The sequence below is a fragment of the Streptomyces sp. NBC_01166 genome (assembly GCF_045039765.1).
Taxonomy (GTDB): Bacteria; Actinomycetota; Actinomycetes; order Streptomycetales; family Streptomycetaceae; genus Streptomyces.
Genome location: NZ_CP108614.1, coordinates 17,804 through 38,187, shown reverse-complemented (window position 1 = coordinate 38,187; position 20,384 = coordinate 17,804). Strand labels below are relative to the sequence as shown.

Annotated in this window: 21 protein-coding genes and 4 pseudogenes; 16 read left to right on the top strand and 9 right to left on the bottom strand. The window is 67.6% G+C overall.

What is annotated here, in order from left to right; genetic code table 11:
- Positions 1 to 656: 656 nt before the first annotated feature.
- Positions 657 to 896, bottom strand: coding sequence for a hypothetical protein (locus OG379_RS39800; protein ID WP_331734971.1), 240 nt, complete (start codon positions 894 to 896; stop codon positions 657 to 659).
- A 177-nt stretch (positions 897 to 1,073) separates the two neighbouring features.
- On the opposite strand from OG379_RS39800, the gene OG379_RS39795 reads away from it, so the two are divergent.
- Positions 1,074 to 1,271, top strand: a complete 198-nt coding sequence (locus OG379_RS39795) for a hypothetical protein (protein ID WP_331734969.1) — start codon at positions 1,074 to 1,076, stop codon at positions 1,269 to 1,271.
- Between the two features lie 577 nt (positions 1,272 to 1,848).
- Here the strand turns inward: OG379_RS39795 and OG379_RS39790 are convergent.
- Entirely contained in the window at positions 1,849 to 2,178 is a 330-nt protein-coding gene (locus OG379_RS39790) for a helix-turn-helix domain-containing protein (protein ID WP_331734961.1), read from the bottom strand.
- A gap of 100 nt (positions 2,179 to 2,278) precedes the next feature.
- Between OG379_RS39790 and OG379_RS39785 the strand changes: the two genes are divergently transcribed.
- The 4 genes from OG379_RS39785 (at position 2,279) to OG379_RS39770 (ending at position 4,770) form a co-directional block, all read left to right on the top strand.
- Positions 2,279 to 2,680, top strand: coding sequence for an STAS domain-containing protein (locus OG379_RS39785; protein WP_331734959.1), 402 nt, complete (start codon positions 2,279 to 2,281; stop codon positions 2,678 to 2,680).
- Positions 2,681 to 2,780: 100 nt separating this feature from the next.
- Positions 2,781 to 3,302, top strand: a complete 522-nt coding sequence (locus OG379_RS39780; RefSeq protein ID WP_331734957.1) for a GNAT family N-acetyltransferase — start codon at positions 2,781 to 2,783, stop codon at positions 3,300 to 3,302.
- 23 nt (positions 3,303 to 3,325) lie between these two features.
- Positions 3,326 to 3,727, top strand: a complete 402-nt coding sequence (locus OG379_RS39775; protein WP_405668900.1) for an IS5 family transposase — start codon at positions 3,326 to 3,328, stop codon at positions 3,725 to 3,727.
- 128 nt (positions 3,728 to 3,855) lie between these two features.
- A complete protein-coding gene (locus tag OG379_RS39770; protein WP_331734955.1) occupies positions 3,856 to 4,770 on the top strand; it encodes a DUF6891 domain-containing protein in 915 nt (304 codons plus the stop codon).
- 16 nt (positions 4,771 to 4,786) lie between these two features.
- Here the strand turns inward: OG379_RS39770 and OG379_RS39765 are convergent.
- A pseudogene (locus tag OG379_RS39765) lies at positions 4,787 to 5,619 on the bottom strand (IS5 family transposase).
- Positions 5,620 to 5,803: 184 nt separating this feature from the next.
- Here OG379_RS39765 and OG379_RS39760 point away from each other — a divergent pair.
- From OG379_RS39760 to OG379_RS39740, 5 genes and pseudogenes are all read left to right on the top strand, one after another.
- The gene (locus OG379_RS39760) at positions 5,804 to 6,022 is read left to right on the top strand and encodes a hypothetical protein (RefSeq protein WP_405668898.1); all 219 of its coding nucleotides are present in this window, start codon (positions 5,804 to 5,806) and stop codon (positions 6,020 to 6,022) included.
- A gap of 36 nt (positions 6,023 to 6,058) precedes the next feature.
- Positions 6,059 to 6,394, top strand: a pseudogene (locus OG379_RS39755) (IS5 family transposase); the annotation flags it as partial.
- Between the two features lie 78 nt (positions 6,395 to 6,472).
- Complete coding sequence (locus tag OG379_RS39750) at positions 6,473 to 7,258, top strand: ATP-binding cassette domain-containing protein (protein WP_331734952.1); 786 nt, start codon at positions 6,473 to 6,475, stop codon at positions 7,256 to 7,258.
- Positions 7,259 to 7,261: 3 nt separating this feature from the next.
- Positions 7,262 to 8,509, top strand: a complete 1,248-nt coding sequence (locus OG379_RS39745; RefSeq protein ID WP_331734950.1) for a hypothetical protein — start codon at positions 7,262 to 7,264, stop codon at positions 8,507 to 8,509.
- Complete coding sequence (locus tag OG379_RS39740) at positions 8,506 to 9,114, top strand: hypothetical protein (RefSeq protein WP_331734948.1); 609 nt, start codon at positions 8,506 to 8,508, stop codon at positions 9,112 to 9,114. Before OG379_RS39745 ends, OG379_RS39740 begins: the two co-directional genes overlap by 4 nt.
- A 526-nt stretch (positions 9,115 to 9,640) precedes the next feature.
- Here the strand turns inward: OG379_RS39740 and OG379_RS39735 are convergent.
- The 5 genes and pseudogenes from OG379_RS39735 to OG379_RS39715 form a co-directional block, all read right to left on the bottom strand.
- Positions 9,641 to 10,975, bottom strand: coding sequence for a hypothetical protein (locus OG379_RS39735; protein ID WP_405668895.1), 1,335 nt, complete (start codon positions 10,973 to 10,975; stop codon positions 9,641 to 9,643).
- A gap of 277 nt (positions 10,976 to 11,252) precedes the next feature.
- Positions 11,253 to 11,498: a hypothetical protein gene (locus OG379_RS39730; protein WP_331734945.1), complete on the bottom strand. Its 246-nt coding sequence runs from the start codon at positions 11,496 to 11,498 to the stop codon at positions 11,253 to 11,255.
- Positions 11,499 to 11,955: 457 nt separating this feature from the next.
- Positions 11,956 to 12,815 (bottom strand): IS5 family transposase gene (locus OG379_RS39725; RefSeq protein ID WP_405669064.1). Its coding sequence is split into 2 segments (ribosomal slippage): positions 11,956 to 12,449 and positions 12,449 to 12,815, totalling 861 coding nucleotides; the frame shifts between segments, so codons are not numbered across the junction.
- Positions 12,816 to 12,930: 115 nt separating this feature from the next.
- The gene (locus tag OG379_RS39720) at positions 12,931 to 13,344 is read right to left on the bottom strand and encodes a cytidine deaminase (protein WP_331734944.1); all 414 of its coding nucleotides are present in this window, start codon (positions 13,342 to 13,344) and stop codon (positions 12,931 to 12,933) included.
- A 20-nt stretch (positions 13,345 to 13,364) separates the two neighbouring features.
- Positions 13,365 to 13,960: pseudogene (locus OG379_RS39715) on the bottom strand (transposase).
- A 321-nt stretch (positions 13,961 to 14,281) separates the two neighbouring features.
- On the opposite strand from OG379_RS39715, the gene OG379_RS39710 reads away from it, so the two are divergent.
- The 3 genes and pseudogenes from OG379_RS39710 (at position 14,282) to OG379_RS39700 (ending at position 17,661) form a co-directional block, all read left to right on the top strand.
- Positions 14,282 to 15,142 (top strand): alpha/beta fold hydrolase, encoded by an 861-nt coding sequence (locus tag OG379_RS39710; RefSeq protein ID WP_405669062.1) that lies wholly within the window; start codon positions 14,282 to 14,284, stop codon positions 15,140 to 15,142.
- Positions 15,143 to 15,430: 288 nt separating this feature from the next.
- Positions 15,431 to 16,245, top strand: a protein-coding gene (locus OG379_RS39705; RefSeq protein ID WP_331734941.1) for an IS5 family transposase whose coding sequence is annotated in 2 segments (ribosomal slippage) — positions 15,431 to 15,779 and positions 15,779 to 16,245 — 816 coding nt in all. Because the reading frame shifts where the segments join, the coding sequence is not laid out codon by codon here.
- 21 nt (positions 16,246 to 16,266) lie between these two features.
- Positions 16,267 to 17,661: pseudogene (locus tag OG379_RS39700) on the top strand (NF041680 family putative transposase).
- A 74-nt stretch (positions 17,662 to 17,735) separates the two neighbouring features.
- On the opposite strand, the gene OG379_RS39695 reads toward OG379_RS39700, so the two are convergent.
- The gene (locus OG379_RS39695; RefSeq protein WP_331734940.1) at positions 17,736 to 18,473 is read right to left on the bottom strand and encodes a hypothetical protein; all 738 of its coding nucleotides are present in this window, start codon (positions 18,471 to 18,473) and stop codon (positions 17,736 to 17,738) included.
- A 180-nt stretch (positions 18,474 to 18,653) separates the two neighbouring features.
- Here OG379_RS39695 and OG379_RS39690 point away from each other — a divergent pair, with 180 nt between their 5' ends.
- From OG379_RS39690 to OG379_RS39680, 3 genes are all read left to right on the top strand, one after another.
- Positions 18,654 to 18,833, top strand: coding sequence for a DUF6233 domain-containing protein (locus tag OG379_RS39690; RefSeq protein ID WP_331734938.1), 180 nt, complete (start codon positions 18,654 to 18,656; stop codon positions 18,831 to 18,833).
- A gap of 328 nt (positions 18,834 to 19,161) precedes the next feature.
- Positions 19,162 to 19,347, top strand: coding sequence for a hypothetical protein (locus tag OG379_RS39685; protein ID WP_331734936.1), 186 nt, complete (start codon positions 19,162 to 19,164; stop codon positions 19,345 to 19,347).
- A 35-nt stretch (positions 19,348 to 19,382) separates the two neighbouring features.
- Entirely contained in the window at positions 19,383 to 20,384 is a 1,002-nt protein-coding gene (locus tag OG379_RS39680; RefSeq protein WP_331734934.1) for an ATP-dependent DNA ligase, read from the top strand.

The window sequence follows — 20,384 nt, the reverse complement described above, 5'->3', positions numbered from 1 at the left end:
GCCGCGGAGGTGGATGCCGGCCAGGTGGTTCCGGTACTCGTCGGCGGCGCCTTCGTCGTCGCTGGGATCCGTCGTGGGCAGTGTCAGCGAGTGCTTCGCTTGCTCAACCATTGAGGACTGCTCCAGTCCCCGTAGATCCGCGGTTGTGTGTGCTCGGTCATCCGCTCAGGCTGTCAGCCGGCCTGGGGCGGATGTGCCGGTTTCAGCGGGCCCGTCTACGGGGCGAGGCCGGGGATGCCGGACCGGCGAGGAGTGATCGCCGGTCCAGCCGCGTAATGATCTCAGGCATTTTTCACCCGCAGGGGTCGGGTGGGGCTGGCTCTTTGGCGGCGAGCGCCCGCAGTGCTGCTGGTGCCTGGCGTCGGGGCGGGGGTGCTGTGGCTTCCGGGTTGCGTAGGGGGTGCGGCCCTTGGGCCCGGAAGCCACAGCGCGCTGCCGCTGTGCAGCTGCTGGCTGGAGCTGGGGTGCGGCAGTTGGTGCTGCGGCTCCCCGCGGGCTCGGGGGCTCCCGGGGAGCCGCAGTGGGTCGGCGCTCGGCGGCTGGCTGGCGGGCTGAGCGCGTACTCGCTGTCACTGTGTCGCTTTCGAGGCGGTGTTCCGTGCGGCGACACGCGGGCGTAGGTGTAGGCGGCCGGGCGTGGCCCCGCCGGCGGGTGGTCAGCGTTTGATGGTGACGCAGGGCATCCGCTCTTCGTAGCCGGTGACCTCGGCGCAGATGCGGTGTCCGTGGGGGATGTTCTTGTTGATCTTCCAGGTGGCGATCTCGTACTTGTAGCCCCGGGACTGCTTGGAGCTCATGGCTTTCCAGCCCTGGACCGACCGCACGTATTCGGTGCGGTTCCACTCGCTGGCGCGCGCCCTCGCGCCCGCCTTCCAGCCGTCCAGCGTGATCCGCACTTCACGGACTTTCAGCCCGCTGCCGATACTGCCTGGCAGGGCTACGCTTTTGCTCAGTCCGTGCCGGTATGGAGTGTGCGGGACAGGCCCCGGTCCCCGTGACGGGACGCAGTACGGCCGGGGCCGCCCGGCCCCCTCACAGCGGGGCCGCGAGGACACGCGAGTGGGGGAGCGCCGATGACAGAATCCGCAGCCACGAACGCCGAGCCCGACCGGTCCGGCCGACGCCCTTTCGGCGCGCCCTCTGCGGCGCTGCTGGCCCGCGCAGACCACGGATACGCCCGCTTCCTCGCCCGTGCCACCGAGAACGCCACCAACAGCGAAAGCGGCGCGACGCCCGCCCCGAAGAGCTCCCAAGGGCGGGCGTCGCGTTGATCCGTCAGGCCGCCCACTCCAGCCCGAGGGCGGCAAGCTGGGCGAGTTTGTCGGCGGCGAGCTTGGCCCTGCGGGTCTTGCTGTTCGTGAGAAATACCCCCAGTTTCACGGGGGGGGGGGGGGGGGTTCCTCGCCGTCGACGATCACGGTTTCGATGTGGCCCTTGGGACAGTCACGGTTCCGGTGCGGTTCTTGTACTGCTCCCGTGCGAGGACGCCTCGCTCGAACGCCCCGGCCGCCGGAGCCGCCTTCCTGGCCGGCGCTGCGGGGTGGAAGTGCACCGACTGCAAGGAAGCGCGCGGCACCGGTGCGAATACCCAGGCATGGAAGATCGGCAAGAACTTCCCTCACCGCTCTCAGCTCTGTGTGGAGTTCAGGGCCACGACCGGATGCCGTGGGTCACGGTCAAGCGCTGGCCCGCGGCACGCGCTGGGGCGCCTCACCGCACGCTGCAGCGGTGTCCGTGCGCAGCTGCGGCGGGTGGTGCTGCGCTGGGGGTGAAGTACATTCGAGGAGGTCATAGCTCGTCCGCCGCGATCGCTTCCCCATGGGTCGGGGTCGCCCAGCTTGGGTGCGACTACAGGGGGATGGGTTTCCTGTTGCGGTCGGATTCGTCCTGTACGAGGAGCGAGAGCAGGGCTCCCACGGAGAGGCCGGCTTCCGCGGGATGGCGCAGCAGCTTGTCCGCTCTGACGCGGTAGGTGTTCGTGCGCCCCTCGCGGGTGTGGGAGAGGTATCCGTCCTGCTCGAGGTCCGCAATGATCCGCTGGACGGCCCGCTCGGTGAGCTGGCAGTGGGCTGCGATGTCGCGGATCCGGATGTTCGGGTCATCGGCGATGGCGGCCAGCACGCGTGCGTGGTTGGTGATGAACGTCCAACCGGTATGAGATGTGGAGACTCCGGGCATGCAGCCCAGTCTATAGAGGCAGATGCCCGCAGACCTCCGGATGCATGACATACTTTTCGCGTAATTGCTGACAGGTCAGAGTTGCGGGAGGGCCACGAGAATGTCGTGGAGCGAGGCCGTCACACCGGCAGGTGCTGACGCCGACGAGAACAGCGTGCGTCCGCATCATCAGGCTCCGGAGCCGGCGCAAGGCGTGGTGCGCCAGTACCAGTGTCGCGATGCCTGGGTCATCGTGGCGCACGGCGAGTACGACATGGGCACGATCCCCCCCTTGGCCGAAGCGCTGAACAACGCGACCAGCAAGCATTCGAAGGTGGTCCTGGACACCTCCGGCGTCAGCTTCGCGGATTCGTCGTTCCTGAACGTGATCATCCTTGCCCACCAGGCGGCCACCCTGTACGTGGCCGGCCCGGGGCCCCAACTGCGGCGCCTCTTTGAGATCAGTGGAGTCGATGCTCTCCTGCGAGTTCGGGCAACGGTTGAGGAAGCCGTCGCCTCCTAGGGTGTGTCGTCAATGTCTCTCTGGGCTGGTGTGAGGGAGACACTGGTTTGCACGATACTTCCCGCGCTGGAACATATTGCGTGCATGCGAGAATCGCTGGATGGGCCCGATCATTGACTCTGCGCCAATCACCCTGTGCCTTGCGGGCGGTGAACTGCGGACCGTCGTCGAGCAGTTGGCCCAGTTGTATCGTCACGATATGTCGGAGTTTCTCGGCCACCTCCCGGCGGTCGATGGAAGGTTCGGGTTCAGCAGCCTGCCGCTGTTCTTTGATGAGCCGGGGAGGGAAGCCCTACTCATCCAATACGGCACGGCGCCGAGCGGTTTCGTTCTGACCCGTCCGACACTCGAGGGTGAAACCTCGATCTCTGCGTTTTTCGTCGTACGGGCGCTGCGTAGGCGCGGCGTCGGCCAGCAGGCCGCCCTTCACCTGATGCGCTCCCGGCCCGGTGCCTGGGCCGTCGCTTTCCAGGAGGCCAACGCAGGCGCTGCTCGATTCTGGCGTGGAGTCGCCACGGCTGCCGTGGGCTCCGCCTGGCATGAAGAGGCCCGTCCAGTTCCCCCTCCGGCCCCTGCGAACCTGCCGGACGACCATTGGATCTTCCTGAACACGGGCGCATAGAGTTTGCCATCACATGATCTGGGGTGGTGGATCATGGTCGGGTGATACGTCGTCATGAATTGTCTGATGCCGAGAGGAAGTTCGTCCGACCTCTGCTGCCCAGGTCGGAGCGAGGGCGGAAGCGACTCGATGACCGGACGGTCCTCAACGGGATCGTCTGGAAGTTCCGGACCGGCACGGCCTGGCGGGACGTGCCAGAGCGGTACGGATCCTGGGCCACGCTGCACACCCGCTTCCGTCGATGGGCGAGGAACGGCACCTTCGAGCGGATGCTTCGGGAAGCCCAGGCGCGGGCCGATTCGGCGGGTGAGGTCGATTGGCTGGTGCCGGTCGACTCCACCATCGTCCGAGCCCACCAGCACGCTGCCGGGGCCCGAAAAGGGGGCTCCGAAATCCGGCACTCGGCCGCTCCAGGGGTGGGCTGACCTCCTAGGAACTGTCGTCAAACTTCGGTCAACGACCACCAGGATCGGGACTGGTCGGCTGTCGGAGCAGCAGTTGCGTCGCGGGTCCCGGGAGGTCTGCAGTCAGAGGGGTGTGCCAGAGTCTGGGCATGCTCGAGATCGTGGTGAAGACGGAGAACAGGGAGCGGCACGTCCGTGTGTCCGCCGAGGAGCTGGCTGGGTTGGTCCGGCGAATCGGTGGTGATGGTGACCTGTTCCTGGTGGTCCAGCGGATACCCGACCTGCCTGACGTTTTCGCCCAGGTCTGGCACAGGGCCGGTGGTGACTACACGCTGGAGTACCGCGACGGTGCCGCTGACCGGCACTTCCAGGCGATGGTCGACGGGCCCGAGGTCGTGATTGCGGCGATGACCGGCTGGGCCCGCCAGGAGGCCGGGTGGGACGGTGGTCTGGTTTGGTCGCTGCTGGACATGGGCCCCGCCCGTGAGGTGCCGCCGTTCGACCTCGACGAAGATGAGCGCGTGGAGTTGGAGAAGCGCGTCCGCGAGGTCTTGGTCGGCGGCTACGCTTCCCGCGCCGAACTGGCCGAGCTTGCTGAGGAGTACCTGGTCAAGGACCGTCGGCCCGTGTCGCGCGAGCAGGCGGAGGTGCTGGCCGACCAATTGTGGCTGGAGCGGGTTGCGGAGCAGGCCAAATGGCAGCGCGAGACCGACCCTGAGCGGCTCACCCGCGCGTTCACCGCCCTGCAGGAGGCCGGTATCACCGCCCGCGAGAACTTCACCTGTTGCCGTAGCTGTGGCCAGTCCGAGATCGGCGGTGAAGGCGAGCCCAACGCCCGCGGCTTCGTCTACTTCCACACTCAGTGCACGGACTCCGCCGCAGCTGGACACGGACTGATGCTCCTCTACGGCGGCTTTGACGACTCGTCCGAGACCACTGCAGCCATCGGCCACGAGGTCGTGGCTGCCCTCGAAGCAGTCGGCCTCCACACCGAGTGGGATCATGACCCCGGCCGCGCCATCACCGTTACCCCCTTGGATTGGCGCCGCCGCCTGGTCGGCTAGGAACCGGCGTCGAAGATCACGCCCACATGAGGAGTGAGGCGAGTGTGACGGCTGCCTGGTAGCACTCGGCGGTCTTGTCGTATCGCGTTGCTATGCCGCGCCACTGCTTCAGTCTGTTGAAGCATCGTTCGACGACGTTGCGGCGCTTGTAGAGCTGCTTGTCGAAGGACGGCGGGCGGCCGCCAGAACGGCCGCGCCGGAGTCGGTTGGCGATCTGGTCCGTGCGTTCGGGGATGGTGTGGGCGATGTTGCGCTGCCGCAGCCAGGTGCGGATCGCCTTCGAGCTGTAGCCCTTGTCGCCGATGACGTGCGCCGGTCGGGTTCGGGGACGTCCCGGGCCCAGTCGGGGTACTCGGATCGCGTCGAGCAAGGTGGTGAACTGGGTGCAGTCATTGGTGTTCCGGCCGGTGAGGACCAGGGCGAGCGGGCGGCCGAGTCCGTCGACCGCCAGGTGGAGCTTGCTGGTCAGCCCGCCGCGCGAGTGGCCAAGCGCCCGGTTTCGGATCCCCCTTCTCGGGCGCCGGCGGCGTGCTGATGTGCGCGGACGATGGTGGAGTCGACCGAGGTGAGCCAGTCAATGTCACCGGCCGCGTCCGCCTTGGCCTGTGCGGCCTGCAGCATCTGCTCAAAGGTGCCGTCCTTGGCCCAGCGGCGGAAGTGGGTGTGCAGGGTGGCCCATGACCCGTACTGCTCGGGCACGTCCCGCCAGGCCACCCCGGTGCGGAACTTCCACACGATGCCGTTCAGGACCGTGCGGTCGTCCAACCGGGGACGGCCCGTCGAGGATGTCGGCAGCAAAGGTCGCAGCAGATCCCACTCGGCATCGGACAACTCATGGCGACGTATCACCTGACCATGATCCACTAGTCAAGATCACTTTGACGACAGTCCATAGGCCGTTTCTTACAGATCAGTGAGCGCCCAGTGATGAGATGGGTCCATGCGGCGTGAGAACTGTGCGACCAGGAACCACATAGAGGTGTGGCATCAACGTGCCCTGCCCGGAGCACCAGAACAGATCACGTTCTGGGCAATGTTGCGTGGTTCGTTCCTCCCCCTCTTGGTCTGGGCGGTCGTCGCATACGTCGTGTACTTCGTCTACGGCCCAGTCGTGGCGGTGGTCCTCGGCGGACTCTTCGCGGTGTCGTTCGTCGTGGGGTTCGGGCTCCGCCGTAGGGCCGGACACTCCGTTCGATGCAGCATCTACGGTGCCGTGGGCGGTGTGCTCGACAAGTCCATGGCCGGGTTCTGAGGCGTTGCGGCGAAGGCTGCCCGTCGTTGTACGGGTGTGTTGACTGACACCCAGTGGGCCTGGATCGAGCCATTGTTGCCGGACCGGACTCCTCGTAGAGGTGGAAGATGGCGTGACCATCGGCAGGTCATCAATGCCTTCGCTTGGAAGCACCGGACGGGATCCCCGTGGATGGATCTACCCGCGGAGTTCGGCTCTTGGAAGGGCGCCTACAGCCGACTGCGGAACTGGGCGATCGACGGGACTTGGCAGCGAGTGTTCAACGCCTTGCTGGCTCGGGCAGATGCCGACGAGAACCTGAACTGGGTTGTCTCCGTCGACTCCACGGTCGTCAGAGCACACCAGCACGCGGCCGGAGCCCGCAAAAAGGGCTTCGGCGAACGAGGCATTGTGCGCTACTGACCGGTTCACGTCGTTGCGGGGTGTGTGGTTGCAACCACACACCCCGCAATGCCGTCTGGGCCTGTAGTCATCACTCACCTGGGGTTTTGCGTGCCACTGCACTACACGGACTGTTCCTTTGCGTACCGGGCCGGCACTCCTGTGCTCGACAGCCTGACCATGGACCTCCCGCAAGGGTGCACTGTCCTGCTCGGTCCGAACGGGGCGGGGAAGTCGACACTGCTTTCGCTGGGGGCGTCTTCCCTGACTCCCGTGTCGGGGCGCGTCACGCTGGGGCGCCTGGACAGCGTCCGGCGGCGGGACCGTCGGGCCTTCCGGCAGAAGGTGGGCTGGCTGCCGCAGGAGGTGAAGGCCATCCCGGCCCTGACGGTGCGGGAGCAGGCAGCGTACGTGGGCTGGCTGAAAGGCATGTCCAAGCGGGAGGCCTGGGACCGTTCGGCCACAGCGCTGGAAAGGGTCCGCCTTACGGAACTGGGCCAGCGCAAGAGCCATGAGCTGTCCGGCGGGCAACTTCGCCGCCTGGGTATCGCGCAGACGCTGGTGCATCAGGCCGAGATCGTTCTCCTGGACGAGCCCACCGCGGGCCTCGACCCGGTCCAGCGCGGTGTCTTCCGGGATCTGCTGGCCGAACTGAGCAGCTCGGTGCACTTCATCGTCTCCACGCACCAGACCGAGGACCTCGCCGACATCTACGAGACGGTCATCGTCTTCGACCGGGGCCGGCCAGTGTTCCGGGGGCCGGTGAGTGACTTCTTCTCCACCGCCCCCGCCGGTACCCCGTACGAGCGGCGAGCGGAAAGCGCCTATCGCGGACTGGTCCGAGGGGAGGTCTGAACTGTGCGTATCTCGACACTTCTGCGCTCGGGCCCCGCCGTGTGGGCCGCCCTGGTCCTGGTTCCCGTGCTGGTGTGGTTCAGCGCCCAGAACACCGATTCCACCATCGCCTACTGGCCTTCCATCAGCTCTCAGACCACCATCGTCGTCGGCTTCATCAGCGCCGCGTGCGGGGCGGGAGCGGCCTGGGAAGCAGCCCGGCTCAAACAGGGTGGGATCACGGTGCTGGCCCCGGCCCGCGGGTTGTTCAGCGTGGCGGTCCTGCATCTCGGCCCTGTCGCCGTCCTCGGCCTGATCGCGATGATCGCGCCCTTCGCCGTCATCGTGACATCGGTGGCCTCCACCCCCGGTTTCCCGAACCCGGCGATCCTCGCCGTCTCCTACAGCGTGGTCGTGGCCCATATCGCTCTGGGCTGGTTCGTCGGCGCCCGCCTGCCGAAACTTCTCGGCGCCGCCGCCATGCTGATCTTCGGATACCTCTGGGGATTCTGGCCGGCTGCCCTGGGCGGGCTGCCCTGGCTGCGCCACCTCAACGGACAAGGCGTCACCGAGTGCTGCGGGCTGGACCAGGAACCCTCCATCCGCAGCCTGGCAGCCACCCTCACCTTCTCCCTCGCGATCGTGACGGCCGTCGTCCTCAGCTCAGCGCTCCGCCACCGCCTCTGGCGCCCCCTGCTGTCACTGACCGGGTTCACCGTGGCCACCGCCGTGGCGCTCACCCTGGCCGTTCCCCTCGAATTCCACGGCACCCAGGCCCGCGACACCGAACTGCGCACCTGTACGGGACAGACACCGCAGATCTGCCTGTGGCCCGAGCAGAACGCCCGACGGGCAGATATCAGCCGCTGGGCCGAGGAGACCACCGCTCAACTGGCGACCGTCGGCGTCACCCCGGCCCGGCAGATCGAGTTCGGCGCCCCCCAGCCCGACAAGGCCAATGTCGCCTCGAACATTGCCACCAGCCCACTGCCCAACGAAGCACCTGCGTGCGCACTGCGCCAAGGTGCCGTTTATCCCGGCGACGAAGCCATGATCGCCATATACGCCTGGCTCTCCCTCACCGGCGGCGTCCCCAAGAGCGATCTCGCCCAGCGCTGGCCCCTCGAAGCGATCACCCTCGCCGAACAGATCCGCGCCCTGCCCGCACAAGCCCAACACGCCTGGTACGAACGCAACATGCGCTCCGTCCACGACTGCGCCGTCCTGCCCAACCTGGCCCCCGCCTCCTACACCAAGGCAGCCGCATCGTGAACTGGTGGCACCGCGCACACGCCACACCCCTCACCACAGCAGTGCTCATCGTCACCATGCTGCTGGTACCACTCCTGGGCGGCTCCGCCCTGCCGATCCCCTCCCTGCTTGCAGGGATGAGCGCAGGAATCCCCGTAGCCCTCGTACTCCCCGCCCTCCCCGCGGCCTTCACTCTCTACGCGCTCAACCGGGTTCCACGCCTCTACGACACCACCGCGGTCCGCCCCGTAGCCCGATACCAGGCCGGCATGCTGACAGCAGCTGCCCTGCTGGCCATCACCCTCGGCCTCGGCGCCGCCTACGCGGCGGACTCATCCATGTCCCTCGCCGCGGCAAGGAATCTCCTCGGATACCTGGGCACCGGCCTCATCGCCCAATACCTCGCCGGCCACGTGTACGGCCCCCTGACCGTTGCCCTCGTGCCCGTTGTCTGCGCGCTCATCGGCCTCGGTCCAGGAGGACGCCCCTTCCCCTGGACCTGGCCCCTGCACGAAGCGAGCTCCCCTCTCGCCGCCACCGCCTCCCTTCTCCTGCTCACCGCAGGAATCGCGGCAACGACACTTCTTGCTCCTCGACGCGCTGCGTCGCGACCGGCCGCTGCCTGACCGGCCATGCGGTAACAGAGGCGCGAAGAGCCGGCAAGGACGAGGTGGGTGGGCTCCATGAAGGAAGCTGAATACTCAGCGGATAGAACGTTGTGGAGCGCCTGGCGGGTCAGACGCTCTCACTGATTTGTCCATCCACCCCGCATCGGCTTCCAGATGGGCCAGGGCGTACTCAGCCGCGAGCACAGTGCTGAGATCGGCACCCGGTGCTGTGCGGGCTCGGCCGTATGAGCCGGGGGAGTCGTGGTGAGATCTTGCCGGGCGCCGTGTTTCACTGCAGGCCTGTCTGGGGGTTGCAGATCTGGCAGGCCTCGATGTCGGGCTACGTCGTCAGCTTGGCTGTCACCACCTGCTGACACAGCGCTGCGACACGTTGGCGACATCTCCGTCCACCACGCCCCGCAGGGAATCACCAAGGACTCCTCCGGCAAGCAGCATTTCTCCTGGGCGTCGATGATGCCGCGCCCTTCAGGGGCGGGCCCTCTTTTGTTTGTTCACGCGGTACTGGTGGAGGGAGCCAGGACGGCTACCAGATGCCTTTCGGGGGCTTTCTCAGGTTGGCGGCGAGGGCGTTCTTCAGGTCGGTCTTGGCCGGTTCCGTCAGGGGGCCCAGCACACACACCGGTACCCACGTGTCTCGAGAGGTGTGGGGCTGGCGGTTGCAGGCTTCCGGCGTGTCTTGCTCGAGGGGCCATCCAGCAGGGGGCCCGGATTTCCTGTGGGCGTCCGGGGACCACCAGTGGAGCTGGAGGTGGAGGGCGAGGGGTGCGCGATTATTGATCTTTTCCGAGGTGTGGTGGATGGAGATCTTGTTGATCGAGGTCCGGGCAAAGTGCTGTTTGCCGTAGGTGTCGCTGGCGGTGAGGCCGCTGGTGTCGAGGGTCAGGGTTCTTGCGGGTATGGCACTTTTCTCTTTGTCGGCCGGAATCATGTCGCCGCACAGGACGGCCCCGCTCACCAGGAAGATCAGGCCGGTGACGTAGGCCCAGGCCGGGTCGTCTTTCGCTGAGCCTTCGATCGCCATGTAGAGGACCGCGAACGCGGCTGCGAGAAGCAGGCCTCCGGGGATTGCGAGCCCGTTCTTGGTGAACGTTTTTGGGTCCTCGTCCCCGGTCCACGAGACGGTGTAGGCCGGCGTTTGCGGGGGTGGGGCGTGGTGGGTGGAGGGTGTGTCCCCGTCCTTCTTGCCGTCATGGAAGGTCCCTCCGGGCGGGGGAGACGATCCCCCTCCCGAGGCTGTGTCCTGCGTTGACTCACCGGAAACGGTCGCTTCCGCCTGCGGTTCCGAGCCCGGGGTGGCCGTGCCTTCCTCTTCGATGAGGTGGTTGTTCTGGCGGCGCAGGACCTTGACCTCGTGCTGGATGAGGTCGACTTGTTTCTGCAGCGCGGTGAGCTCGGCTTCGAGCTGGAGGGTGTAGGTCTGGGCGTGCTGGGGGGTGTTGTCCTGGCCGGCGACCCGCTCCTCGAGGGCGCGACGTTCCTTCTCCGAGTGGCGCGCCTGGTGCAAGGCCTGCTTCAGCTGGTTGGCGAGCTGGTCGGCGTGTTCCTGGAGCGCGGCCAGTTCTGCTTCTCCAGCGTTCTTCTCCGCCTGTACCCGTGCGAGCTCTTCCTTGAGGTAGGCCAGCTGCACAGCCGGGGAACGGCTGGCCTGGTGGGCGAGCCCGCACAGCTCATCGAGCCTTGCCCGCACCTCCGCCCCGAGCGGCCGGCCTCTCTGGGCGAGGAACTTGTCCAGGGCCGCGATGAAGCTCCGTGGGGCGATGCGTTCACCGTGGATGTACCGGGACAAGGCGGCTGGGGAGATATGCACCGAATCGGCGATCTCCTTCTGGGTGCCACCCCGCCCGGTGAAGCCGTGCACCGCGGCACACAAAGCGGTCGCGTACGCGGCCGCCTCCGGCCCGATGCCTTTCGCTGTACCCATCCGCGTCTGTCCCCCTGTCGACCACGCCCGCGTCCGCATGCGCGCGGGACGCGGGCTCTTGATTGTCACGTACACCCGCAGCGCTGTGCGGGGCTTCGGCCATCACGGGCCACGGCCCGCGGCAGCGAGCTCAGCGATGCGCGTCGAGGCCACAGCGCGGCTCGCCCGGAGGGACATAGGAGCAGCCCCTGGTCGGTCCTTCCGGGAGGTTGCGTCATGCCGGAGGACCAGGACGCGTGCCACTGCGGTGGGTGCGGCGCAGGAGGCGGTGTGCGCGGTGGTTGGTCCACCAGGTGAGGCGGTCGGGGGAGTCCTGCGGGAAGAGCGTCTGCACGGACGTCGCGGCCAGGGTCAGGACCAGACAGATCACCACGCCCCACCACGGGGCGCCGGCCATCGCGGTCGCGAGACCGCTGACGGCGGTGACCGACGCGGGCACCAGGTTCGGGGACACAGCCATGATCTGACCTCACTCACGTCATCAGCGTCCGCCCAGCGCGTTCGCTGATCACAGAGTTGAGCCAGGGCCGGTGATGCGGGAGAGGGAACAGCCCGTTCCCGGCCGTCGTCAACACCCAAAGAGCAGTTGCCAGGCGCCCGGGGCGGGGTTCCGTCGCCGGTGCCAGACACCAGCCGCCCGCCCCGGGCTTCGACACCCTGGCACACGGGACCAGCACCCGCTGAACGAGCCCGCTGACAGGTACCCGACCAGGTTGTGAAGTGCTGCGATGCTTGCGCCCGCGGCTGCTATCCCCGTGGCGATGGCCGTGGGCGCGGACTTCTCGAAGAGAGGAACACGAGCCCTCCCCTGATCACGCCGATGAAGCCGGCTGCCAGGAGATGACGGTGGCGCGCGTTGACAGGAGCGGCGGTGTTCCGGACGGCAGCCTGACATCTCAGAGGGCTAGGGTCCGTCTTCAAATCGATCTTGCCCAGAGCAGGAGTGATGCGAGTGTGACCGCCGCTTCGTAGGAGGTGGCGGTCTTCTCGTAGCGGGTGGCGATGCCTCGGAAGCCTTTCAGCTGGTTGAAGCAGCGTTCGACCGTGTTGCGGCGGCGGTAGATCTCGCTGTCGAATCCTGTCGGTCGGCCACCTCGCCGGCCTCGGTTCCGGCGGTGCCGTTTCTGGTCATTCTTCTCCGGAATGGTGGATCCGATTCCACGTCGGCGCAGGTAGGCGCGGAACCCGCGTGAGCTGTAGGCCTTGTCGGCGATCACGTGGTCCGGTCGGCAGCGGGGCCGGCCCAGGCCGGTGCGGGGTACTCGGATGCGTTCGAGCAGGGGGCGTGCGCAGATGCCGTCGTGTCGTTGGCCGGGGGTCAGCAGGATGGCCAGGGGCCGGCCTCGGCCGTCGCAGGCGAGGTGGATTTTGGTGGTCAGGCCTCCTCGGGATCGACCGAGGGCGTGATCGTCCGGTTCGTCCGTCTGGTGCTTCCCCCTTTTCGGCCGGTGGCGGCGGCGTGCTGGTGGGCTCGGACGATGGTGGAGTCGATCTGCACCAGCCAGTCGATGTCGCCGGCGGCGTCGGCCCGGGCTTGGACCTGCTGCAGGGCCCGGGTGAATACGCCGTCGATGGCATAGCGGCGGAAGCGGGTGTAGACCGTCTTCCACGGACCGTAGCGTTCCGGCAGGTCACGCCAGGAAACCCCGGTCCGGATCTTGTAGACCATCCCGTTGATGACCCGGCGGTCCTCCGCCCGAGGCCGGCCCCTGACAGCACTGGGTATGAGCGGGGCCAGCAACTCCCACTCTGTATCCGACAGTTCGTGGCGACGTATCACCACACCATGATCCAACACGCAAACGATCTTTTGAAGACGGACCCTAGTGCCGCATCAGGCAACGTTTGCGCTGTTGTCGGTCGGCGGTGCCAGCGCGTGCTGAGTAGCGCAGTTACTCGGCGTCGAGCTGGTGGTCGGCCCAGACGTAGCTTTCGGGCAGCAGGTCGGTGATGGGGACGGCTCGGAGGCGATCGCCTTCGCCGACGATGACCTTGAGGGCGGGGAAGTAGTCGAGGAGGACCTGGCGACACCGGCCGCATGGGGGGACCACCCCTCGGTCGCGGTCGCCCACCGCGACGATCGTGTTCAGCTCGTAGGCGCCCTGGGCGGCTGCCGTGCCGATGAGGACCAGCTCTGCGCAGGGTCCCCCCGTGAAGTGGTAGGCGTTCACGGCGGTGACGATCCGGCCGTCCTGGGCGCGGGCCGCGGCTGCCATGGTGTGGTTGTCGCCCCGGCAGCGAGTGCGAGCAACGTGCGCCGCTGCCTGGATGAGCTCGTGATCGACGGGATGGGGCTGCGTGGTCATTTCTCTGCCTTCGTCAGGTGTCACGCGACGTTGACCCGAGTGACGAGGGAGCGCAAGCGAATATCGGCAGTGTGCCTGTTCCGCCAGATGATGTAGCGGCGGATCATGCTGCCCTGCTCCTTGTGGCCGGCGTGGTCGGTGCCGTCCAGCGTGAAGTAGCGCAGAGCGGTGAACTGGGCCTCGATCCGGTTCAGCCATGAGGAGTTGGTCGGGGTGTAGGCGATCTCGACGTTGTTCGCGGTGGCCCAGGCCTCGACCCGCTGGCACTTCTTCGTGGTCAGGTGCGGGGAGAACTCACCAGAAAGTCCACCAACTTGGTCAGACTCCAAGTCGAAAAAGGCAGGTCGTGCTCGGTCGGCTTTGACTTCGCGATCTTCTTGATCTCGCGGCGCTCGGGCAGCGTGAAGGTCTTGGGCCGGCCGCCCTTGTACTTCGGATACAACGAGTCGAAGCCGTCGGCGTTGAGGTTATGGATCACATCCCGGACCCGGTCCGCGCTGGTGAAGGTGACCTCGGCGATCTTCGCCACCGGCATGCCCTGGGTGGACAGCAGGACCACCTGGGCACGCCGCCAGGTCACCACCGACCCGGTGCCCCGGCGGATGATCCGAAGCAGCCGCACGCCTTCGTCATCGTCTATCTCGCGTACACGTACTCGCTGAGCACGGGGTTGCGCGGCTAACCCCCGCCTCCTCGATCGTGCTGCCACCACCCCGCACCACCCGTTCGTCAAGCGCTCGCGAATCCCCTCCGACGCTCCGTCACCGGCCCCCAGGCCGGGCCCGGAACGGATTCTCGCGAGCTATTGAATGCCCGTCGGCCGGTGTGGACTGTTGACCTCGCGCTCCACCGGAGCTCCCGACAGAGAAGAGTGAGCTTGCTCTTTAACCTTTGGCGGAGCCTCAGTGACACCGGTAAGTTCTCCGCGGTGACCTTGATGGAGACGCAGGGACTCACGTCGATGACCGACGAGGCGCAGATACGTTGGATGGCGCTGGGGGACACGACTCGGCAGCCGGCCGTGATCCTGCTCCATGGCGGTCCGGGGCTGCCGGACTATCTGGGCGATGTCGCCCCCATGATCGCGGACCTCGCGCCCGTGTACCGGTACGACCAGCGTGGCACGGGTAAATCCCCGTGGCTGGGGCGCCATTCCTTCGCCCGGCATGTTGACGATCTCGCCGAGCTGCTCAACGCATGGGACGTGCCCAAGGCCGTTTTGATCGGGCACTCCTACGGCACCAACCTGGCGAGCCGGTTCTGTCTGACGCATCCTGACCGGGTTGCCGCGATGCTGCTGATGTGCGGGCCATTCGTCGGTGATTGGCGTACCGGGGACCGCGCGGAGCGCGGCCGCCGCATGTCCGCAGCACAGCAGGAGCAGCTCCGCGCCTTGGAGGAGTTGCCACACCGCACAGAGGAGCAGGAGGTCGAGCTGCTCACCCTGGCCTGGTTCACCGACCACGCCGATCCCGAACGGGGGTGGCACTGGGCCGCGCAGGGTGCCCGGCGGCGTCGCCCCGTCAACTGGGCTATGAACAGCCAGCTCGGCAAGGAAGGCCGCGCGGACCCGCTCGGTGAGCGTCTTGCCGAGCTGCGCGCATGCTTGCCCGCTCGGGCGGAGCTCCTCGGTGGGGCCGATGACCCCCGTCCTGTGTCGGCGCTTGAAGCACTCGCGCTCAGGCTCGATCTCCCGCTGACCCGTGTCGACGACGCTGGGCACGAGCCCTGGTTGGAGCAGCCCAACACCGTGCGTGCGCACCTTCGACGCTTCGTGCAAGGCGCGGTGGGCTCATAGGGCTTTGACCGGATAGCCGGCCGGCCTCATCCCCGGCTGTCGGCACCGTGGCAGGGCCGGTGTCGAAATGGTCCTCGAACTAGGCCGCTCACCTGGGTGTTCGCCGGACGCTGAGGCGGCCTTCATCTGATCATGTGCTCCGACCAAGGACACACGTGACCACGACGAAGGCCGTTGAAGGTGAGTTTGCTGCTTGATCACGTTCCGGGGGAGGCGTTCGCGAAAGCGTCACGCTTCCGGGAGGACTTAGACCGTGTCCTACATGGTCAGTTGGCAGTTGTGCTGGGTATGGGGAGTGGACGGTGGGGATGGATCGTTCCGGACGGACTCTGGGAGATAGCGGGGCCGTTGCTGCCGCCGGCCCGAGTTCGCCCGCAGGGCGGCGGGGTCGCGAACATCGATGACGAGGCAGTCTTCGCGGCGATCATCTACGTGCTGGTCAGCGGGTGCGCTTGGCGAGCCTTGCCCCCGTGCTTCGGGGCGTCGAAGTCGACGGTGCACCGTCGCTTCGTCATCTGGTCGAGAGCCGGGGTGTGGGGCCGGCTGCATCAGAAAATTCTCCAGCTCCTGGACGAACAGAACCTGATCGACCTGTCCCGGGCGGTCCTGGACTCCGCACATATCCGCGCTAAAAAAGGGGCGAACTTGCAGGTCCGAGCCCCGTGGACCGGGGCAAGCCAGGTTCCAAGATGCACGTCCTGTCCGACGCGGACGGACTGCCCCTACGCGTCGGACTCTCCGCGGCCAACACCCACGACAGCCAGGCCCTGAAGCCGATGCTGTCCCATTTCCACATGGGACACGAATCCCACGCGACGGAATCCAAGCCCCGCCGGCTTCACGCAGACAAGGCGTACGACATCCCCCACCTGCGGCGATGGCTCTGGGGCAAGCACATCGGGGTCCGCATCGCACGCAAAGGCATCGACTCCAGCGAGCGGCTCGGCCGGCGCAGGTGGGTCATCGAACGCACGATGTCCTGGCTGACCGGCTACCGCCGACTCAACCACCGCTACGAACGGAAACCAGGCAACTACCTGGCCTTTCTCGGACTGGCAGCAGCTCTCTGCTGCTACAAACGATTCCTCAAACTGACCATGTAGGACACGGTCTTATTCGACTGCCTGACCGCGCGCGGGGGACGAACTGTTCGACCTCGCCGACGCGTTGCTGTGCGCGGACGGACCGGTGACGGCGCCGGTCGACCTGACGCTGGTGGCTGAGCACCGGCGCGGACACGGCGCGATGTACGACGCGCTCAACAGCGGAAACGTGGACGCACCCCGGCTACGGCAGGTGCTGGCCGGCCTGCCCATGCCGCCGACGGCCGCCTGGTCCTCGCGGTCGACGTCAGCAACTGGCTCCGCCCGGACGCGCCGACCAGCGCGGATCGTCTGTTCTGTCACGTCTACGGCCGCAGCGGACGGTCCTCGGACCAGTTCGTGCCCGGCTGGCCGTACTCGTTCGTCGCGGCCCTGGAATCCGGCCGGACGTCGTGGTGCCAGCTCCTGGACGCCGTGCGTCTCGGGCCGGACGACGACGTCGCCGAGGCCACCGCCGCCCAGGCCCGCCGGGTGGTCGTGGATCTGATAGAGATGGGCCGCTGGCACGCGGGTGACCGCGACATCCTGATCGTCTTCGACGCCGGCTACGACGCCCCGCGCATGGCCCACCTCCTCGACGGCCTCCCGGTCGAGGTCCTGGGACGGATGCGCTCCGACCGCGTCATGCGACGGCCGACGCCCTCACTCAAGGAGTACGCCCTGTCCTATCCCCATGGCGGGCGACCGCCGAAGCACGGCAAGGAGTTCCGCTTCGCCAAGCCGGAGACCTGGGGCGAGCCGGATGCGGCGACGGTCCAGGTCACCGACCGGTACGGCACCGCCCGCGCGATGGCCTGGGACCGCATCCACCCGAGGCTGACCACTCGCTCCGCATGGATCGACCACACCGGTGAACTCCCCATCATCGAAGGCACGTTGATCCGCCTCCAGGTCGACCGCCTGCCCGGTGGTGGAGACCCGCTGCCCCTCTGGCTGTGGTCGTCGGCCACCGGGTGGCTGTGGTCGTCGGCCACCGGGCTGAGCAGCGAGGACGTCGACGTCCGCTGGCAGGCGTTCCTGCGCAGGTTCGACATCGAGCACACCTTCCGGCTGATGAAACAGACCCTCGGCTGGACCCGGCCGAAACTCCGCACCCCGGAGGCCGGAGACCGCTGGACGTGGCTGATCATCGCCGCCCACACCCAGCTCCGGCTCACCCGCGAAGCCGCGGCAGACCTCCGCCGCCCCTGGGAGAAGCCGGCCGAGCCCGCACGGCTTACCCCGGCCCGAGTCCGCCGAGGGTTTCGGAACCTCCGCCCGCACCTGCACTGTCCGGCCAGTGCCCCGAAACCCTCAACACCTGGGCCAGGAAGGCCACTTGGTTCGAAGAACCGCCGCCCCACGACCCACCTTGACGTCGGGAAAACGACCAAGCGCCCTGAGAGCATCATCGAGCGCAACAGCCTCAGAGGTTAAAAGACAAGCTAGGGCCTGTTGCGAAAGCCTCGGGCGACAAGAGCCGCGTGCTGGGGCTCTCACGGTGTGCGCTTCTACTGCGGTCGCATCAGGTGCAGATCGTCACCCCATGCGTCCAGCACCGCGCCGTGTCCGGCCCGCCGGGTCACTGCCTCGACCTGGGCGAAGAGACGACGCTGCGTGGACACGTCCCCCGTGCCTGAGATGTGGTCCGCAGCGTCGAGTAGCGACCCGGTGTCCCAGCCGGGCAGCGGAAATCGGGCAAGCTCCCATTCCAGATACTTGTTGTAAGGGCGGGGACGACGGTCTAGAGCGAAGAGCAACTCCAGCAGGAATCGGACGCTCTCGGCGGCGTCGAGACGGGCCGCGAGGGCGGCTCCGTCGCGGTCGTTCTTGACCGCGCGATAGAGGGAGTTGGCGTAGGCATCGAGCCATTCGCCCGCCTCCCGAAAGGCTTCACCGGCAGCAAGCCGTGCCTTGCTGGCCAGGATCCGAGCGATGATTCCGTCGAGCCGGTCGAGCACAATCCGGGCGCGGGCGAGGGCGTACCGCTCGAAGCCGGGCATTCCGACTGCGCGGAATTCACTGAGGGAGAGGATGACGAGGTCGAGTTCTGGGGTGCGGTGCCCCGTGAACCGGGTGAGATCCGTCGTCGCACCATCGGCAAGGACGACGTATAGGTCGTGGTCGGAGTGCTCGGTGGTCATGCCCTCGTGGGCCCGGGAACCCTTGAGGACAAGGCCGACGACAGCTGAGTCAGCGGATGCGAGCTCGACAAACGCGTCATAGGCGAGGGGCTTCTGAGCAGTCACGGGTGATCTCCGGTGTTGTGGTGACGGGTATGCCATCCGACGGCCCCGACTCATCGGGGTCGCCCGCACCGTCTGCGGCGGCGCTTGGCCGCCGCCCGGAAGATCAACGCACGTGCTGACTCTATAGCCCGGCCCGCTGAGCGGTCTCGCATTCGGTCGGGAGCGCGGGCGCGAGCGGAGATGTCGTGGAAGATTCAGCCGCAGCGCTCCTCCTCGGTGGCCTTGCTGCACCGTGGCGGCTGCGCTACCTACCCCGACCAGGTGGGGCTGATCTCCTGGGAAGACGCGATGGTCGCCCTGGCCGAGCCGGACATCGAGCCGTGCGAGGTCTGCCGGCCGGACACGGGAGTGCGGGGCTGAACCGACCCGCCGCCCGCGCCCTGCCATGGTCTACGCCGCCACGTACGTATGCGCGCGCCCACCTCGCCACTGAACCCACTCGGGCCGGTCCAGCAGCTGCTCGGCGTCCGGGAGCCCGGCCCGCCGCAGGAACTCGATGACGTCGTGGTCGTCGTAGGCGAGTCCGGCGATCTACCCGCGGATGGTGACTCGCCGGCCGCCGGTGGGGGAGAGGCGGTGAATGACTATCGGCGCGCTCATCTCTCCAGGGTGCGACTGCCCGCCGGTCGCAGCATGCCGGGCAGCTCCCGGAGTCGCGCCCCGTCCCGGGGCGTCGTACACCGGATACATGAGCGAGGAAAAGACGTCGTGGCATCCGGGCGAGGTTGTGCCGGAGAGCGGGATCTACGAGTGTGACTGCGGTGCGCGCCACCACTGGAGTACCGACGTGAAGGGGCACCGTTTCCCGCCCCTCCCGGAGGGCTGCTCGGGGGCCGCGTGGACGCTTCGGACGGATGCGCACCCCGACTCCTGACACCAGGCACCTGACCAACCGGGAGGGAGCCTTTCGTGGTTCTGAGGCCGCCGGTGGAGCCGATGCTCGCGCAGGCCCGCGAGACCCTCCCACCCCTCGCCGGCGTCCCCGGCGGGATGGCGGTGCAGCCCAAGTTCGACGGCTTCCGGGCACTGCTCTACACCCCGCTCCGCGCGGGTGACCCGGTGTTGTTGCAGACCCGGCGCGGGGCCCTGGTCCAGGACCGCTTCCCCGACCTTGCCGCCGCCGCGCGCACCCTTCCGGCCGGTCTCGTCCTCGACGGCGAGCTCGCCGTCCTCGACCCCCACGGGCAGCTCAGCTTCACCGCCTTGCAGCGCCGCGCGACCGCCGGCCGCAATGCTCGAGTCCTGGCGGCCGAGATGCCCGCCCACTTCATCGCGTTCGACGTGCTGCAGAGCGACGGCCAGGAGCTCCTGGACGAGCCGTTCGCACGCCGCCGCGAGGTCCTGGAGGACCTGTTCACCTCGTACCGGCTGGCGCCCCCGTGGACGCTGTGCCCGTCGACCACGGATCCGGCGATCGCGGATGAGTGGCTGTACGAGTGGACCGACGTCCCCGGCGTGGAAGGTGTGGTGGTCAAGAGCCTGACTGGCCGCTACCGGCCGGGCGTGCGCGGCTGGACCAAGGTCCGCCGCAGGAACACCACCGAAGCACTCATCGGGGGCGTCACCGGCACTCTGCGCCGCCCCCAGGTCTTGCTGCTGGGCCGCTACGACACCACCGGCCGCCTACGACTGGTCGGCAAGACCGTCCCGCTGAAGCCCGGCCCGGCCCGGGACCTCGCCGGCCACCTCACCGCGGCCGGCCCCGACCACCCGTGGACCGGTGTCCGCTTCACCGCGTCCTGGAACAGCCGCACCCCACTGGAGCCGGCCCTGGTGGCCCCCGTGCTCGTTGCGGAGTTCAGCGCCGACGTGTCACAGGATGACGGCGTGTGGCGCCACCCGCTGCGCTACGAACGGCTCCGCCTAGACGCCACCGAAGCCGATGTCCCGCCGGTCGGCGACAGGCAGTAG

Bases quoted from the DNA above. Each gene is read 5' to 3' on its own strand.
- OG379_RS39710 (WP_405669062.1), top strand. From the start codon at position 14,282: ATGGAGACGCAGGGACTCACGTCGATGACCGACGAGGCGCAGATACGT.
- OG379_RS39730 (WP_331734945.1), bottom strand. From the start codon at position 11,498: ATGGCTGTGTCCCCGAACCTGGTGCCCGCGTCGGTCACCGCCGTCAGC.
- OG379_RS39690 (WP_331734938.1), top strand. From the start codon at position 18,654: ATGTCGTGGAAGATTCAGCCGCAGCGCTCCTCCTCGGTGGCCTTGCTG.
- OG379_RS39760 (WP_405668898.1), top strand. From the start codon at position 5,804: ATGTTGCGTGGTTCGTTCCTCCCCCTCTTGGTCTGGGCGGTCGTCGCA.
- OG379_RS39795 (WP_331734969.1), top strand. From the start codon at position 1,074: ATGACAGAATCCGCAGCCACGAACGCCGAGCCCGACCGGTCCGGCCGA.
- OG379_RS39720 (WP_331734944.1), bottom strand. From the start codon at position 13,344: ATGACCACGCAGCCCCATCCCGTCGATCACGAGCTCATCCAGGCAGCG.
- OG379_RS39780 (WP_331734957.1), top strand. From the start codon at position 2,781: ATGGGCCCGATCATTGACTCTGCGCCAATCACCCTGTGCCTTGCGGGC.
- OG379_RS39770 (WP_331734955.1), top strand. From the start codon at position 3,856: ATGCTCGAGATCGTGGTGAAGACGGAGAACAGGGAGCGGCACGTCCGT.
- OG379_RS39750 (WP_331734952.1), top strand. From the start codon at position 6,473: ATGCCGTCTGGGCCTGTAGTCATCACTCACCTGGGGTTTTGCGTGCCA.
- OG379_RS39785 (WP_331734959.1), top strand. From the start codon at position 2,279: ATGTCGTGGAGCGAGGCCGTCACACCGGCAGGTGCTGACGCCGACGAG.
- OG379_RS39790 (WP_331734961.1), bottom strand. From the start codon at position 2,178: ATGCCCGGAGTCTCCACATCTCATACCGGTTGGACGTTCATCACCAAC.
- OG379_RS39685 (WP_331734936.1), top strand. From the start codon at position 19,162: ATGAGCGAGGAAAAGACGTCGTGGCATCCGGGCGAGGTTGTGCCGGAG.